Source organism: Paenalcaligenes sp. (genome assembly GCF_030152715.1).
GTDB classification, from domain to species: domain Bacteria; phylum Pseudomonadota; class Gammaproteobacteria; order Burkholderiales; family Burkholderiaceae_B; genus Paenalcaligenes; species Paenalcaligenes hermetiae.
Map to the genome: position 1 here is coordinate 1 of NZ_JASLIX010000130.1, position 16,617 is coordinate 16,617.

Annotated in this window: 8 protein-coding genes; 3 read left to right on the forward strand and 5 right to left on the reverse strand. The window is 48.6% G+C overall.

The features are described from left to right. The first annotated feature begins 267 nt into the window (after positions 1 to 267). Both Q1V74_RS10580 and Q1V74_RS10585 read left to right on the forward strand, forming a co-directional pair. A complete protein-coding gene (locus Q1V74_RS10580; protein ID WP_300648759.1) occupies positions 268 to 564 on the forward strand; it encodes a type II toxin-antitoxin system RelE/ParE family toxin in 297 nt (98 codons plus the stop codon). Between the two features lie 10 nt (positions 565 to 574). Further along, on the forward strand, positions 575 to 859 hold the full coding sequence (locus Q1V74_RS10585; protein WP_300648761.1) for a HigA family addiction module antitoxin: 285 nt from the start codon (positions 575 to 577) through the stop codon (positions 857 to 859). 112 nt (positions 860 to 971) lie between these two features. Here the strand turns inward: Q1V74_RS10585 and tnpB are convergent, their stop codons facing one another. Continuing rightward, on the reverse strand, positions 972 to 2,105 hold the full coding sequence (gene tnpB / locus Q1V74_RS10590) for an IS200/IS605 family element RNA-guided endonuclease TnpB (protein WP_300648763.1): 1,134 nt from the start codon (positions 2,103 to 2,105) through the stop codon (positions 972 to 974). A 337-nt stretch (positions 2,106 to 2,442) separates the two neighbouring features. On the opposite strand from tnpB, the gene Q1V74_RS10595 reads away from it, so the two are divergent. Further along, entirely contained in the window at positions 2,443 to 2,784 is a 342-nt protein-coding gene (locus Q1V74_RS10595) for a YkvA family protein (protein ID WP_300648765.1), read from the forward strand. Positions 2,785 to 2,952: 168 nt separating this feature from the next. Here Q1V74_RS10595 and Q1V74_RS10600 read toward each other — a convergent pair whose 3' ends face one another. The 4 genes from Q1V74_RS10600 to Q1V74_RS10615 all read right to left on the reverse strand — a co-directional run. Then, positions 2,953 to 5,103 (reverse strand): 3'-5' exonuclease, encoded by a 2,151-nt coding sequence (locus Q1V74_RS10600; RefSeq protein ID WP_300648767.1) that lies wholly within the window; start codon positions 5,101 to 5,103, stop codon positions 2,953 to 2,955. A 4-nt stretch (positions 5,104 to 5,107) separates the two neighbouring features. Further along, complete coding sequence (locus Q1V74_RS10605) at positions 5,108 to 11,395, reverse strand: DEAD/DEAH box helicase (RefSeq protein WP_300648769.1); 6,288 nt, start codon at positions 11,393 to 11,395, stop codon at positions 5,108 to 5,110. Between the two features lie 2 nt (positions 11,396 to 11,397). Beyond that, positions 11,398 to 16,365 carry a class I SAM-dependent DNA methyltransferase gene (locus Q1V74_RS10610; RefSeq protein WP_300648771.1) on the reverse strand — a complete coding sequence of 1,656 codons (4,968 nt, stop codon included), beginning with the start codon at positions 16,363 to 16,365 and terminating at the stop codon, positions 11,398 to 11,400. Positions 16,366 to 16,369: 4 nt separating this feature from the next. Continuing rightward, a partial coding sequence (locus Q1V74_RS10615; RefSeq protein WP_300648773.1) for a hypothetical protein occupies positions 16,370 to 16,617 on the reverse strand: 248 nt, incomplete at its 5' end.

Sequence of the window (16,617 nt, forward strand, 5' to 3'; positions counted from 1 at the left end):
CTTTTGCCGAGCTTTCATTATGCTACTTGCTAGTTTTTCCGCCGAATAGCAGAGCTCCAGCCTTTCCTTTTCCGTGGGCAGTTTCTTATTCTCTGCCTGCACTCCTCCCCAAGCCAAGCCCAACCCAATTGCCGCAACCGCTATCACTTTCCTCATCTCTGCCTCATATTAGTTACACAATAATGGCCTATGATAGCCAACGAGGAAAGCCCACGCTAAGTGGGCTACATCCTTGCATTTCGTATACCGATGCTATACACTATACGCATGATTAAAAGCTTCCGACATAAAGGGCTTCAAGCTTTCTTCGAAAAAGGATCTAAGTCAGGCATACAAGCTCAGCATGCAGCGAAACTCCAAATCCAACTTACTGCATTACACGCTGCAACCCAACCAGAGGATATGAGCGCTCCTGGCTGGAAGCTGCATAAACTCAAAGGCAACAACCCCAAGGGTCAGTCAGTCGAAGAGCATTGGGCCATATCAGTTAGCGGCAATTGGCGGCTAACCTTTTACTTTGAGGGCGAGGACGCCATTTTGGTGGACTACCAAGACTATCACTAGGAGAAATACCATGCGTATGAATAATCCAGCACACCCAGGTCTCGTGCTACGCGAGTACCTAGGCGATCTAAGCGTTACTGAGGCAGCATCACGACTAAACGTGACTCGTGCGGCACTATCTAGAATTCTAAACGGCTCAGCGGGTATCTCTGCTGATATGGCTCTGCGCTTAAAAGATGCCCTAGGCACAAGTGCAGAAATGTGGATCCAGATGCAAGGGCAGTATGACCTATGGCAAGCTGAACAAAAGGAGCGGCCAGTTGTAAGGTCGTTTCATGAGCCTGCTCACGCTTAGCACAACAAAAAAGCCCCTCGATTGAACTTACCCTTCATAATAATGGAGTTTGACATCCTCCCCGCCCTAAAGGACGGGGATTCCCACTTCACCGAAGCCAACCAATGCGCACTTACATGCACACAGGACTTACAACTTCTCCATGGGCTGACACCGCCAGTCCGGCGGCCAAAACATTGCGGGCGGCGTTTATGTCACGGTCGTGGATTGATCCACATTCCGGACATACCCACTCACGCACGCTGAGCGGCATCTTTGGCATGGTGTATCCACAATCAAAGCAACGCTTTGACGACGGATACCACCTGTCGATGCCTATCAATTCACGCCCGTACCAGCGGGCCTTGTATTCCAATTGCCGAACGAATTCAGACCAACCTGCATCGCTGATAGACTTCGATAGGCAACGGTTCTTCTGCATGTTCGACACGGACAAGCTCTCAATGGCGATCACTTGGTTCTCGTTTATCAGCCTGGTTGATAGCTTGTGCAGGAAGTCCCTGCGAGCGTCCGCGATCTTCGCATGCACACGTGCAACTTTGAGCTTTGCCTTCTCTCGGCGGCTCGATCCCTTGGTCTTTTTGGCGAGCCGCCGCTGTAGCTTCGCCAGCTTCTTTTCGTACCTGCGGAACGTGTTTGGTGCAGCGACCTTCTCGCCAGTAGAAAGGATAGCGAAGTGAGTCAGTCCAAGATCAACGCCAACCTTTCCATTCGAGGCGGGCTTCTTGGCGACCACATCGTCGCAAAGCAGGCTCACGAAGTACCGCCCGGCGGCGTCCTTGCTGACCGTCACGGTTGTTACCTTGGCGGCCTTCGGTATCTGGCGCGACCATCGAACGGCCAGCGGTTCGCTCATCTTCGCCAGCTTGAGCGACCTGCCATCCCACTTGAACGCGCTTGTCGTGTACTCCGCCGATTGAGGTCCATTCTTCCGCTTGAATTGCGGGTAGCTGGCTCGCTTGGCAAAGAAGTTGGCGAATGCGGATTGCAAGTGGCGAAGCGACTGCTGTACAGGGACGCTGGACACTTCGTTGAGCCAAGCGTATTCGGGCTGCTTTTTGAGCGCTGTAAGTGCCGCAGAAGTTTCGTGGTATCCGATGCGCTCCTGCCGCTGCATCCATGCATCCGTCCGAAGACGAAGCATGTGGTTGTAAGCAAAGCGAGCGCAGCCGAACGTCTTGGCAAGAATCATTTCTTGCTCAGACGTCGGATAGAACCTGAACTTGTACGCTCGCTTGATTTCCATTCACACATTATACTTGATCTGTGTAAAGACAGCCAGCCAAACGGAGGATATGAGGAATGCTTCCTACACAGTCTGCGCCCATTTTTAAGGCCTCTTCGACCATCTCTACGCCCCCTTTGTAGGCACATACTCAAACAACTAACTCCCCTACAATACACCTAAACAGCTTACAGGGTTTGTCTACCACATCTGGGTTAGTGGTGACTACGGGCGGCTAAGCTTTTAAACTAGGGAAGGTTCTTGGCGAAGTGCTTAAAAGCACAAGCTTGTGTTCTCACCCAACCGCCCCACCCTATGTAAAACTTATACCTAAGTTGAATGGAACAGGGAGTTAGCCATGAGCACTCAAAAAAACTACAACGCTGAGTACAGCGACATGTCCTTTTGGTCTAAGGTAAAGAAGCATGCCAAGAAAGCAGGATCCTCGATTTTAGAGCCTGCACTGCAGATGTACTACGCCCTACACGATTCAGATACCCCTGCTTGGGCTAAGACTACCATTGTGGGCGCGTTAGGTTATTTTATCTCGCCTGTTGATCTGATACCAGACACCCTACCTGCCATAGGTTTGAGTGATGACTTGGCTGTTCTGACAGCAGCCGTAGCAACCGTAGCAGTACATCTGAAGGCCGAGCACAAACGCTTAGCTCAAGAAAAAATGACACTGTGGTTCAAGTAGCACTTTGTTTCTCTAGTACGAGCTGCACGCAAAAGCCCAACAATACGTTGGGCTTTTTGCTATTAGGGCAATGTCTCAGACTGTTAACACCATATAAAAACAGGACTGTTCCCAAGTTCCTGATGATTTTAGGTACAGTCCATTTTATTTTTTACATAATAATATTAATTACGCGCCTAGTAACTCACTCTTCTGTCCATAACTAGATACATAAAGAGCTTTAGCAGCTCGAGTGGCGGCTACATGCAGCAAGGCTCGTTCATTAAGATCATGTAAACGCTGTTCTACCGGATCAACTGAATGATGAATAGCCTGACGCAATGGCACAATATGCTGGTTAATGCTGACTAGCATCACACAACGGAACTCCAACCCCTTCACACGGTGCATAGTGGCTAGGCGCACTCCGGGCTCGTTGGGGTTATCGGCGCGTTGCCTAGATAACTTGTAGGTGGGTATCTGCTGCTGTTGTAACGCCTGCTCGTAGGCAGCACAAATTGCATTGGTACGAGCTACTATCGCGATTTCGTTCAACGGAATCCCCTGCTCCTGCAGGGTTTGGATATTTTTAACTACCCATGCCACTTCTTCAGCAAAACTTTCTGCATGAAAAAGCTGTGGTGGCTGCCCCATGACTAATGATCGGTAATCATTGGCTTGATCTAAGCCCTCATCCAGATCATCAATCTCCACCCCTTCTAAAACACTCATAGCATAGGCACGGATGCGTTCGGTAGTGCGGTAATTAATTTTTAATTTACGCCCCCGCCCCATGATATTGATCCCGCTATGACTTAATGGTGTTTGTTGTTGATAAATACGTTGATGGGCGTCACCAACTAAAAACATATCGTTTTTGTCCTCGCGAACGAGTTGACGCAATAGCTGTAAGGCAACGGGTCCGAAGTCTTGGGTTTCATCAACCACAATGGCTCGATAGCGGCGACTGTCTTCACCTGATTGCAATAGCTCTAGTGCATAAAAGCTGGCATCCTCAGCCGTAATGCAATCATTTAAAGCCAGTTGTTCGCGCATTTCTTCAAAAACCACCCAGACAGCAGCACGTAAACGACGCGTCAGAGCCACCCCACGCCCCTTGCGCTCGGCAAACAAGTACTCTTTTTGACTACGGATATTTTGTGCTAAAACCACCCGCTGCCATTCCTCTTGGTAAAAACTATCCGCGTAATTAAGATCCGTTGGTTTGAGTGCCAATGCAGACTCCCAACAGCGATCATAGATCCCATCTTTACCACCTGGATAAACAATTCGAGACTGGTAGCCATTACGACGTATGAACTGGCTAACCCAACGATCCAAGTTAACTACTTCAATACGTTGTAATTGTTCTGGAGTACAGATTTTTTGCAGGTTGCTTTGAATATCAATCGCTAAATTACTACTAAAGGTCGTGAATAATAAACGGTCTGATTTAGCCCAGTCCTCTTGTGCAACTAACCACTTAGCGCGGTGCATAGCGACTACGGTTTTACCTGTACCTGCACCACCCAAGACTCGTACTGGACCATTCCAATCTCGTTCTACTAAGCTACGCTGCGTAGGATGTAAAAAGACACGCCATTTATCCAAGGGCGCATTTAGCATACGCGCCAACTCTTGATCATCCTCGGGCACAAAAAAGCGACGCTGGCTACCCGCTTGCTCTAACGCCGCACCATAATCCTCTGTATCGATAGCCTCTTGCTTACTAGAGCTAGCCTCGGCTTCGGCTAACACCTCCTCAAAAGATACCCCAGCTGCTAATAAATATAGCGCCTCAAACGCTTCTATCGGCAGTTTCGGTTCGATCTGTTCTAATTGCTCTTCGGTAACTAAGCTTTGTACTAAAGCTAAGCGCTCAACGGGAACACCCAGGCGTAATAACTGTTTTTCATCTAAATTAAATAAAGGCGAAGGAGAAGCATCCGCCACCGGCGCCGTAACTTGCCCCGCTTGCGCTTCTTCTACGCTTGACTCCACTTCAAATAATTGCAGCACACCCGTTTCTGGGTGAATCGCACAACGGTGTCGTCGCGCCCACGCATAAGCTTCATCGTGCTTGTCTACCCATAACAAAATATACACATTGCCTTTTTCTGGTTTAGAAATAATGCCACGGTAATTTTGATCTATACGCACGGATCTAAAGTTTTTGTCTTGCGCATGATGAATGGTTTCGTAATTGATTCCAGGCGACGTCGGATTCGCACGAAATTTCGCTACAAAATTAGATACCGCACGTTGCTGCTGCTTAGGAATCGCAGCAAAAGCGCTCAAAAAATGATCTCCTAAGGCAACTTTAGGTTGAAGTGTAGACATACGATTAAGACTCCTCATGCGCTAACACAGCCACGACTTGCTCTACGCAGTCCTCGGCAGATAAAGAAATAAAATGCCAATCTGGTACGCTAGGGCTTTCTTCTATGTATAGAGCCACTTTCAAATCAGGCCAAGCTAATTCAACTTCTGCCACTACTGCCGCAGCACCATCTTGAAACTCATAACCCACCTCGGGAGCGGGTAAGCCTGCTTGAGCTAATTGCTGTCCTACATGCAAGTAATCGGGATGCATCAGCTCTAAGGCATCGCGCCATGCCTGTTGTAGCTCCCCTTGCTCTACCGTATTGGCTCTGACCTTTTTCTGCTCAACCAAGCCATCAAAATCGCCCCGCCTTAGGCCACTCAATGCCACCCCATTAAATTGAGGTGAAAACTGCAATAAATTTACGGCATACCACAGGCTACGCCATAGCTCCAACGAAGCTTTATTTTGTTCTATAACGGTATCATTCAGCATCAGATACATTTCTGGCAAACTTAACAGCGCCTCTTTGCCTTGAACCAAAGCCGCTTGGGGCACCACAGCAGCTAAGCTAAACCAGTGCTCCTGACGCGCCTGTCCAACCAGCTCCTCTAACAAAACATGGGCTTTCATTTGTTGTTGCAATTGGACCTGCAAAGATTTATTCAACCCAGCCAAACCATGACGCAAACACCAATACAGGGCTGCCTGCTGCCACTGCTGCTGGGTGGCTCCAGGCTGAGTTAACCACGTCGCTAGTTGTGCAAACGCTCCCTGATACCATAAGTCTTGATTTTTCTTTATAGAAGACCAACCATATTCAGACATCAGCTTCTGCCATATTGCGTCTACTCGTTGACTTCCTACGGGATCTGACCCGGTGAACACCGCTTGAGCAATTGCATTACTAAAGGAAGGGTCCTCGTCGACTAGATCTTGCCAACTTAGAGTCCAAACTGGATGTCCAGCCTTCATTAAGTGCAATCGTTTGACCAAATCGCCATTCACCGTATTCCAGTGGTGCTCAAAACCATCCGTATAGACCCACATTTCTAACTCGGGCCTACACTCTGTTTCCTTAATAGGGCGAATGACAAAATCAGCGCGGGTTAACTCCTTGCCTTGCTCGTCATAAAAAGACACTTGGGGCTCAATCAACCACACCCGACCGGGTTCAGAGTGCATCGAAGCCATTTGTAAACGATAGGCGGGTTTATTGTTATATTGATAACGGGTCAGTTTGCCAACTTTAGCCAACTCGGCAATAAAGCGCTCTTCTAGAGCACTTTCTAAGATATGGTTTATAGGAATCACACCCAAGTTCTCTACCGGCACGAGATTGTGACGGTTTTTGATAATCTGCCCCAACAGATTAGCAGCCGCTGAACGAGAAATATGCTTTTGATAATAGCTGCTGCGATAAGCCAAAATACAGCTATAGCAGCCGTCTTTGTGATCATCATTAGCACAATCACAATTACTTAGCTTATCGTGCGCCAGACTCAACATATCAAACAAATGCTGGGGATCTCGCATCAGCTCTTTTAAATAACCCGTACCGCCAGGAATACGGTCATACAATACCAAATACTGTTTTTTACCCTGTGACGAGGGCACGATCATTTCCGTGACCTCAAGATGATCCACAGCGCCCCTAAAATACAACTCTAAGCCTAAATTGAGTGCCGCCACCAACGAACGGCGTTTTTGCTCTGAATCCGCGACATCAGCCAAAGGCAATAAAATACGTATCGCCTCGGACTGTAACTCTCGATACAAATACAAACTATCAAAAAAGTCATCGTCCTGTTCTACAGCTCCAGGGGCGGATAAAGGACAATCCAACGCATGGGTATAAGGGCGCGCACTGCTTTTACGTTTACGCACTGAGCCGCAATGACGACATAAACTAAAGCCTCTACGCGCTAAGTCTTGTCCTGCCACGGTAAAAACATGTTGTTCTGTACCGCTTTCCCCAAAATTAATCTCTCTGAAATTCGCACTACGAATAAACTCAAAGCCAAAAGGTAGCTCCTCATCATCAATTTTGACCGCCCCCTGGCAGTTTTGAGTGTCAATATCAATTAACAACTGACGCGTATAAAAACGAGGTGCTCGCTGATCGCTATCATCCGCAATACGATCAAAGCGTGAGTTCGCCGTAGCGAACACTTGGCGTAGCTTCAATAGCTTTTGCTTTTGCGAAATATTCGCCCAAGCCGCACTGCCACAACGTGGACAGGTGCTGGTCTCATCATCGCTCTCAGAGGTCAGCTCTTTGGAATAATGACAGTCAGGGCATAAACGCCAGTCAACCGGCTTAGACACCTTCACATCTACCCGATCAATACTCAGCTTGTGCTCAGCCACATAAAACTGATTTTCCGGAGCCAGCTCACTTAAGGCCGTTTGTGCCGAGCGTTGAAAACTAAAGTCAATCAGCTCATACGGCTTTTCTTTATTTTCGGTACGACGCACAATCACCGATTGCAAGGTCACCCCCTCCTCAGGGAAGGCATAATTTGGTAACAACCCCTCATCGGTAAAGAAATTAAAAGTATGTTTGGCATTAATGGCTTTAACTAAGTCCATTAACGCGCTTCTTTCTTTGCGTAACGCTTCGAGTAATTTGTCACGCGCCTCGTCCTGCGGTAGCTCTTCAGTGCTTTTAATTTTTCTTGCTAACGACCTAATGCTATCTAAATGACTTTGGCGTAGGTTTTTTAGCTCCCGCAAACGGTTCACAATGCGCCACCCCAAAGGCGTACTATCTACACTGTGATCGCCCTCTTGCACCTCACCACTAATAAAATTCGCTAAATGATGGCGACCTTCCTCGGTCATCTCGGGGAACAGACGAATAAAATCACTGTGCAAGCGTAATGGGTCACGCTCAATAAACTGCAACAAATTACGCGGAAAGGCGTTGTGATCCTGACTTTGGTCGATTTGATCTAATACTGGCTTTAGCTTGGTGGGGATAGCATCCTCCGCTACCCCAGTACTGACCCAGCGATCAAAGCAATAGGCTATTAGCTGGCGTTCCAACACCGCCATGGCCTGCAAAAACACCCCCGGCGTAGGTACCGCCCCCGCTATCATTTCCAAAGGCTGATGATAAAAATAATTATCATGATCTTTACCCGTGGCAATGGTTAACGCCAAAGCATTGCCGTTACTACGACCCGCACGCCCAATACGCTGTAAATAATTGGCTTGATTAGGCGGCACCGAACACAATAACACCGCCGATAAGTCACCAATATCTATCCCCATTTCTAAGGTGGGCGTAGCGGATAACACATTCACATCCCACGTGTTTTTACCATGAATGAAAGACTGCTCCGTACGTGCCCGCGTTGCACCATCAATCAAAGCGGTGTGCTCTTTGGGTACCAACCGCACAGGACGCCCGCGATACGACTGTTGCGCTGCGACTGAATCGTTATTTAACTGCACCTGCCAGTGCTCCGGCTTTAACAGCCAGACGGCATCCCCCTTATGCTCTAGCTCATACAACCACCCCTGCTCCTTTAGCACGCGTACTGCTAACTGCATCGCTTGCTGATAGTCGCTCGAGGCAAAAAAATGATCGCCCTGCGCTACGTATTGATCGAACAGCTGGGAATAACGATTTTTACCCTTCGCACTGACCAATATTTCAAACTCTTCGCCACCACCATGCAACAACCGAATAGCGGCCGGTGCTTTAGAAAAACCGAAGGTAGGCAACCAATTTATTTTCTTAAGTAAATACGTAGCACAACCATTTTTAACGTAGCTTTCTAATACTGGATGATATAAGGCCCCACGCAAGCGCCACTGCTGTAATAAGGCGCTTAAATATGCCTGCACCTGAGCCAACGCGATATCTCGTAAATGGCCGATTTCCTCGCCCCAGCGTTGCTGCAAAGCCAGCGCGCTTTTTTCTAGCAGCTCAGAGTCTGCAGACACCGTTACTACCCCAGAACGCTCTAAGGTACGCCCCAGCTGTGAGCGCAAACCAAACTCTTGCAATACCTCCCATTGCAAACGTTGCTGCACGTCTTGCACCAAAGCCGGACTAACCAACACCGATGCAGAGTCTACAGCCGTAGCGCTTTGCTCTACCAACGCCTGATAACTGGAAAACCACAACATATTGGGGGCAATAAACTGCCCGACAAACTGAGCCGCATCACCACATTGATCCAGCCAATAGCTGGGCATTTTTTGCATGAGCTCATGTAAGCTGAGTGATTGGCTTTCATCGCGCAATAACTGTGCTAAAGCTTGGCGTATTGTCTGACTATAGGTGCGCGCCCCGAAAAAACCAGCTCGGTGTGCCGCGTCTTGGACGGAATCAGAAAACGCAATCAGCTTATGGTCTTCATTCAAATTTGATCCAAACAGCCGGTTAATCATGACACTGGCTAAGCTCGCCGCCTGCGAGCCCACAATCATTAAACTGCCTTCAATCTGACAATGCGGACAGCTTTCTGCGCGTTCAATGATCGTCGTTTCTTGCGGCGTGCCAGCATGACGTTTACGTGACTGCGCTAATTGCACCGCCCATACCCGTAAGGTCTCCACCTGGCAACTGGGGCACTGCTCAGCTTGATCGGTATTATGCAATTGCAAACACTGCGTACATAAACGGCGCTCTTGGGCTGTGGTCAGCTCTGTACCCTTGCTCAACAGTACCGGCGCCGACTCATCTGCCAATAAGGGATACAACAAAATGCTATCTGGCGAACGCGCAAACCAACGTTTATAAAAGGCTTGCACATCGGGCTGAATTCGATTTTCCCCTTTAGGTTGTACCGCCCCCCACGCCATGTGATGACACTCATTGCAATGCACGATTGGTAAATGTAAAGGCTGCGTAGTACTTGTTAAATCATCCGCATGGGTCAATACCGACGGATACTGAACACTAGCCACCATACGGCGTAACTCTCGCAACCACAGCTGCACGCGCACATGCAAAAATGGCATGACCTTGGTTTGATCTTCTGGGTTAGCCCACACCCGCGCTACCGAGATCAATGCCGTTAAACTATCTAATAGCGCCAGCGCATGGTGCTCGTCCGCTAAACCAAAATCCGCCACCCATTGCTGCGCCACCGTGCGCATCTCTACCACCTGTTGCGCCGAATGTAATAACGATCTAAACGCAATATGCCGATGTAGGTACTGCCCTAGCGCCACACAAGCGGCGTTGTACTCCGTTGGATCTGTGCTATCTAAGCCTAAATCCACCTCGAACCAGAGCTGCGCTTGCTGACGTAGGTACCCCCCCTGCGATTGTGCCCCGGGTAATAATTCACTGCCTAATGTGGGCCAATGCGTCAGGACCTCGTGATCTGTGTCAACCAGGCTGGCCGCGAACTGCTGCACATATTCTTCTACCGAGAGCCGATCCTCTAAAATAATCGCATCCGTGTCAAAATGGGATTCAAAAATCTGCTCTGCATAGCGAATTAAGTTTTCTGCAGCCTCTGCCCCCCCTATGGTGGCTGACGTCCCCACACACGCTAAATTCGGCCCTAAATTAAGCTTATCCCGTAAACGCCGTATCAGGCATGCCAGATCAGTGCCCTGCGCACCATCAAAAGTATGCAGCTCATCCACTACTACATAACGCAACAAATCAAAGGTGCGCATATTATGCTGCCAAATACGCTGATCCTTAGGACGCAACAACAGCAAATCCAGCATTTTGTAGTTAGTGAGCAAAATATCCGGCGGATTGTGTTGTAGGGTTTCACGGTCGGTGATGACATGGGTGGCAGTCATCGCCTTGCTGTCTACCCCGTCTTTATCCCCCGTATACATCCCCACAGATATGCCGCGATACTTATCATGAATTTCTCGTGCAAAACGCCGAGCTTGGTCCGATGCCAAAGCATTCATGGGGTAAATAATGATGGCTTTAATACCAGGGCGACGGTTTTGCAAGCAGTAATCCAAAATCGGATAGAAAAAACACTCCGTTTTACCCGAGCCTGTACCGGTAGCCACAATCGTAGACCGCGGCTGCGCCCCACCCAGACGCTGATAAGCACGCAGCTGGTGTTGATACGGATCAAAGGGTAATTTAACCTGTGTTAATGGCGATTCGCTGGCTTTGGCAGAACGAAAAGGCAACTTGATTTCTAGCCACGGTCCTTTAAGCAAATTGCTCTCTTGCTCTGTAGCGTTTAAAAAACGCTCCATGATGCTTTGACCAGTCTCATCCTGAAACCCTTTGTTCTGCGCTGGAAAAGCCGCGCTTAAAAAATGTTTAAGCTCAACGTGAATTTCACGGGAAAGCAGTGTGGGGAGCATACCTAATTCTCGCTCTCAAAAAATGCCCAGGCGATGGCATAGTCTTGTTCACGATTGGGTTTAAAAAAGGGCGCTTTATAGACAATGGTGCGCTCTACCGCTTCGGGTTGGGTGGTGTCCAGATAGGTTTTGCTGACGGTGTCGCCGGCTTGCAGGTCTTGGATGTCATTCCAGCCCAGTGCGATGTCCGTTTCTTGGCGCTGAGCACTGTGGATGCTGTAGCGGATGCCATTGTCCAAATCGGCACGGCGGGCGTTACGGGGCAGGCCTACGTCTACGAGACCTTTGCTGGGGGTGAAGACGATACGGCCGTTTTGGTCGTACCAGGTGTCGGCTTCGTTTTGGCGCATAACAGGGAACTGCACACGGTAGATAGTCAGCAATTCGTCTAGTGACAAGCCAAGGGCTTGGGCTACCAGCACGTCTATTTCCACTAAGGCTTGGCGACGGGCATAGTCCGTGCGCAACGCATTATGACGTTGCCAGTGGGGCGTGAGATTTTGAAAGAAGTCTTGAGGCAAGACCTGAGCACCAGGGTGGTCGCTATCGGCGGGGATACTCCAGCGTTGTTGGGTGAAGGCTGGATTCCAGCAGGAGGACCAAAGGTCGGTGTAAAGACTCGTTAAGCAACCAAGTAACAATGCTCTACTGTGTAATAAGGGTCTTAATACATTGTTATTTAGTACAGGCAACTGATTTATAAGTGAGGTGTTCGCATGCCCCATACCAGTACTTTTAACTCTGTAATCCAAGACAATAGAAAGAGTACCTGCAAAATAATCCAGCATTTGCCATGAACACTTAAACATAGTTGCTAAGCACGTATTGATATGTGCAATCTGAGGTGGCAGTAGCGCTGTGATTAAAGTTCTTTCAGATGAAGGCCCGATCATCTCTCGATTTACTACCCGATAATACTCCGTCACTCTCTTCGGCTCGGTTTCCCCCTCTTCCACCCAGCTCACCTTTGGTGTGCGGGAGCGGTATTCGTCGGCGCTGCAGGCGGGCAGGTAGTTGGTGCGAGGTAAATAATCATCGGGGATGGTGAGGAGATCGATGCTGTCGTAATGACTATTCGCTGTACACACCTCTCTGGGCGTTTTATATAAAGGATTGCCTACAAAAAAATGCGGTCCCGATAAAATCCACTGTCTGGGGTCTTGGGGAAAACTGGTTTCACGTTTGATAGTGCCATCATACTGAGCACCCGTTTCATTCCAATGCTGCGTAGAAAAATATTCACCCTGCAAATCGCCTAAACGCTGTGGTTGTTGCGCGAATTTTTGTAGTACTGCTAACAGCTGAGTAGTATGTAAAGCGGGCAAACGGGCTTCTAAGGGGTCGGTGCCTGCTTCATCGTAAAGCTGTGCGAAAAGAGCTAATTCCTTTTTTGTAATTTTGATAATTCTAGATTTATGTCCTTGAGTGTTCCATATTGATTGAGTCTGTCCATTTGGTAAAACCAGCTCTTCTTTAATGCCTCTTACTTGTCCTTTTCCAGTATGAGAAAAACAAGCATCTATCGTAGTAGGTGTATACAAATTAGATATATGTGAAAAATTTACGTTTACATCCTCTAACCCATAAATATGCATTCCAAAACGCATACGCCCATGGTCATTAGTCCCTTCAAATAAAGAAAACTCATTTTGAAACTGAAAATGCGCCCGTAACCGTTTATATAGCTCTCGTCTTAACCCCCCACCCCTAGGATCATCATAAACCCCTTCCGGGTGCAAGAAACCGCTCACGCCCAAGGGCGAACTGTTGTTCCACGCCTGCGGCAAGAAGCATTTATACAGGTTCGTTTGCACACCGGCTAAGACGGGGTAGTTGCTGTAAGCATTAAGAAAGTTCTGTGTGCCTTCGCTACCCACGTACTCACTTAGCCAAATGGCTTGTGCTTGCGGATAGGTACTAAACACTTCGTCTCGTAATTTAGCAATTTGAGGGGCGGTGAATTTACGTAAAATAAATCTGGGTTCAAAATCACCCAACACCGCTACCGAGCTCCATTCCACCTTCAGCCAAGGTGGGTTCCCCAAGATCAAATCAAAGCCCTCTTGCTCTCCCGCCCCCTGTTTGGTGGCACTGTCCGCATAAATATCTGCAAAACGTAAGGACCAGTGGAAAAAGGCCTGTTGTGCGGCAATACGTTCTACTAATTCAAAGCGGAAAAAAGCCGATTTTAAAAGTTGGGTATTGACTACTCCAAACGCACTCACAAAACGCTTGCCTTGTTCTGGGTTGGTGGCAGCGAATAAATCCCCCTGCTGTGCATGGGGTGTGGTGCTGATGAGATCGCCGAGCAGTAGATTTTCTAGCTCGAACAGCCATTCTTCACGGGTGGGTAAATCCGCAATATGCTCTATAGGCCAGAACCAGAGCGCACACCAATAGTCCATCGCTAGCTTTAAACGCCCAAAAGCACTGCTGTTACTAAGGCCTTTGGCATACAGCTCTTGCTCTAGGATATGGTCTTTTTCTGCGATGGAGCTGCGTTGGCGCTGTTGGCTGCGCATCCCAAATACATCGTACGGATCACTGGTTTTTTGACGTATAGCACGTTGGCTTTGGGTGTGTTCTTGCCAGAGCAAATCCACTTTTTGACTGAGTTTTTGCAAGCGCTGTACATCAAAATCACTAAATGGGGCAAAAAAATCTTTACGCCACGCCGCCAATTGCTTAAACGCTTCGGGGTACAGGGCTTTGACTTCTTTATCTTTGTAGTTTGCCATGCCCTCGGCTGGAACCAGAAAATGCCACACCTGCTGTTCACCCACTGGTGTATTCATGCTTAAACGCTGGGGGGCTTGTTTAAGCCAAAAATGGCTATCACGGGGTTTAGCGGTCAGTTGCTGGCTGTTGTACACCTCGCGTCGAGCGCCTATTAGGGAGTTACCATGGAATAACTGCAAACCAAACCAAGGAACAAAGCGATCCGCCGATAACGCGTTTAACCAGAGCGACACTTCGGCCAGCTCCACCGCGACGGGGTTTACGTCAATACCAAACACACAGTTATCGGCCAAGTACATTTTGACTTTTTGCAGTTCTTGTTGGTAGTCCTGTTGCGCAATACGTTGATCCAGCGCATTTTGCATGAGCTCCAGGTATTTTTCTGCAAGCTGGTTGATGGCTTCGTTTAAGAACGCTGCGCTGCCCATGGCAGGCTCACAGATTTTTAGCTCAAGCAAGCGTTGCGCACGGGCATAGTCGTCAGCCAACGGCTCCAACTGTTGTGCATAGAGTTCTTTAAGTGCGTATTTGACTAGGCTTTTGGTCAGCACCTCGGGGGTGTAGTATGAGGCGGTTTTTTCTCGGTCACGCCCGGCCATGCGATAAATGAAGCTGCCTTTGGGATACACACGCAGGCGTTTTTGGCCGGTGCTTTCATCGGTTACATACACCTTTTCCTCGTCCGTGTAGGCTTCGAGTGCATCGGCATCCACAAAATAGCCAGTATCCAGTTCCGAATAACGCTCTTTAGCCTTTTTAACTTCGTAGAGGTCTTTGTCCGCAAAAAAACCACGGTAGCTTAATAGGGCTTCGTATACCGCCCCTAATTGGTTAATGCCCAGTTGCGCATAGGAAATTCGTCCTGCTCGTGCACGGCGACTGCCCCGACCTTGGCCAGGACGGCTCAAGGACATTAAGCGAATAATGCGCTGCAACAGATGGTTTGGAAAGCGTACTTGACTCAGTAACCGGGTGCGCTGGGGATCAAACAAATGCGATTTGATGGCGTGCATGGTGAAAGCATCGCGGGCGCTTTGGCTAAGCTGTGTGTCAGGCAAGCCCAGTTGAACTGTGTCAGGGGTACCTTGGGCCACCAAATCAAAGAGCAGTTGCAAAGACTCATGAAAATAATACCCATTGCGCTCGCTTTCGCTGTGCAATGGCATCAGTTCCAGTTCACGTAAATGCTCTAGGGAATAGCTTTGTAAATAAGTGGCGTTTTGTACAGGGGCATAGCCTAGCTCAGGCCGTGCCTCGATATAAAACAAAAACAACAAGCGATACATAAAGCGCAGGCATTCCACTGACAGCTGCTCGGGGTCAAGCTTATTTTGACCACTGTAAATGCCCTTGTTGTGAGCACGTGCGCGCTCAATCAACTGTTTAGCAGCTTCGTTGCCTAAGAGCTCGATGCTTTCTCGTAGTGCATATTTCAAATCTTCGGATACGCCATACGCGTGTTTATGGGCATTTTCATCTAGCGTGTCGAGTAACCCGTCTAATAACGATTCGCGGTGCAATAAAACCGCGGTGGCTTTAAGTGTGTCGTTATCGCGCCGGCTTAATAGCTCATACCAATCAAAACGCAACATTCGGTTTTGTGCGTATTTGGTACGATCGACTAGCAGCCATTGATAGGGGCTGACTAAAAGCACCCAACGCGGGGGGCGTGGCTGGCTAAAAATGGCATCAGATAAGCGTTTTTGCCAATCCACCTCGTCGGCTAAGCGGTAATCGCCCTGAGGACTCAGGCTAGCAAGCTGTAACGTATGGATGGGTAAAGCCAACGGGTCGGTATCCAGTTCATGCTCTAAGGCTTGGGCTTCTACTACCCACACCAAAGGCTGGCCCTGGGCATCGTTGACCTCGGCTAATACCGGCACATCACAGTCAGCGTGCTCAATACGAATTAACTGGGGGGTAACGGGGTAGCCCAACACCCCTAATAGGCGCTGTAACCACTCTCGCCCTACCCGTAGGCGAGTTGGTGCATCGCTACGGCGCAGGTCGGCTAATGTCTCTAAGCCTTCGCGTGCTAAACCATTTATCTGTGCCCAGGGGGTACGCCAAATCTGGGCTACATCTTGGGGAGTGACCGCCGCAGCGCGAGCTTCGTTTTCTTGTTGTTGCCACGCCTCTAATACGTCTTTGACGTCACCATTAAAAATTTCTGCCAAATAATGCTGGCTGTAAAACTCGTTTTCGTTACTAATTCCAATCCAGTGCGACATTGCTTTATCCCCTATGTGGAACCTGACCTGTAAACAACGCTACCACTTGCAAATAAGGGTGTTTTTCAATGAGCTGCGTGTTTTCTAACCAATGCAGATAGTCTTCAAAGACCCGATCGATATGCGCAAGGTGATCGGCTTTTCTGCGTAGACGTTGGTTCTCAGAGATTTGTAATTGATCCATGCTGAACTGTATGTGTTCTATATGGCGCTGCTTTAAACGCTCTAATTCGCTCATTTGCTGGTTAAGGC

What these genes read in the sequence shown, in the direction of transcription:
- Q1V74_RS10580 (WP_300648759.1), top strand. Translation starts at nt 268, where the DNA reads ATGATTAAAAGCTTCCGACATAAAGGGCTTCAAGCTTTCTTCGAAAAA.
- Q1V74_RS10585 (WP_300648761.1), top strand. Translation starts at nt 575, where the DNA reads ATGCGTATGAATAATCCAGCACACCCAGGTCTCGTGCTACGCGAGTAC.
- tnpB (WP_300648763.1), bottom strand. Translation starts at nt 2,105, where the DNA reads ATGGAAATCAAGCGAGCGTACAAGTTCAGGTTCTATCCGACGTCTGAG.
- Q1V74_RS10595 (WP_300648765.1), top strand. Translation starts at nt 2,443, where the DNA reads ATGAGCACTCAAAAAAACTACAACGCTGAGTACAGCGACATGTCCTTT.
- Q1V74_RS10600 (WP_300648767.1), bottom strand. Translation starts at nt 5,103, where the DNA reads ATGTCTACACTTCAACCTAAAGTTGCCTTAGGAGATCATTTTTTGAGC.
- Q1V74_RS10605 (WP_300648769.1), bottom strand. Translation starts at nt 11,395, where the DNA reads ATGCTCCCCACACTGCTTTCCCGTGAAATTCACGTTGAGCTTAAACAT.
- Q1V74_RS10610 (WP_300648771.1), bottom strand. Translation starts at nt 16,365, where the DNA reads ATGTCGCACTGGATTGGAATTAGTAACGAAAACGAGTTTTACAGCCAG.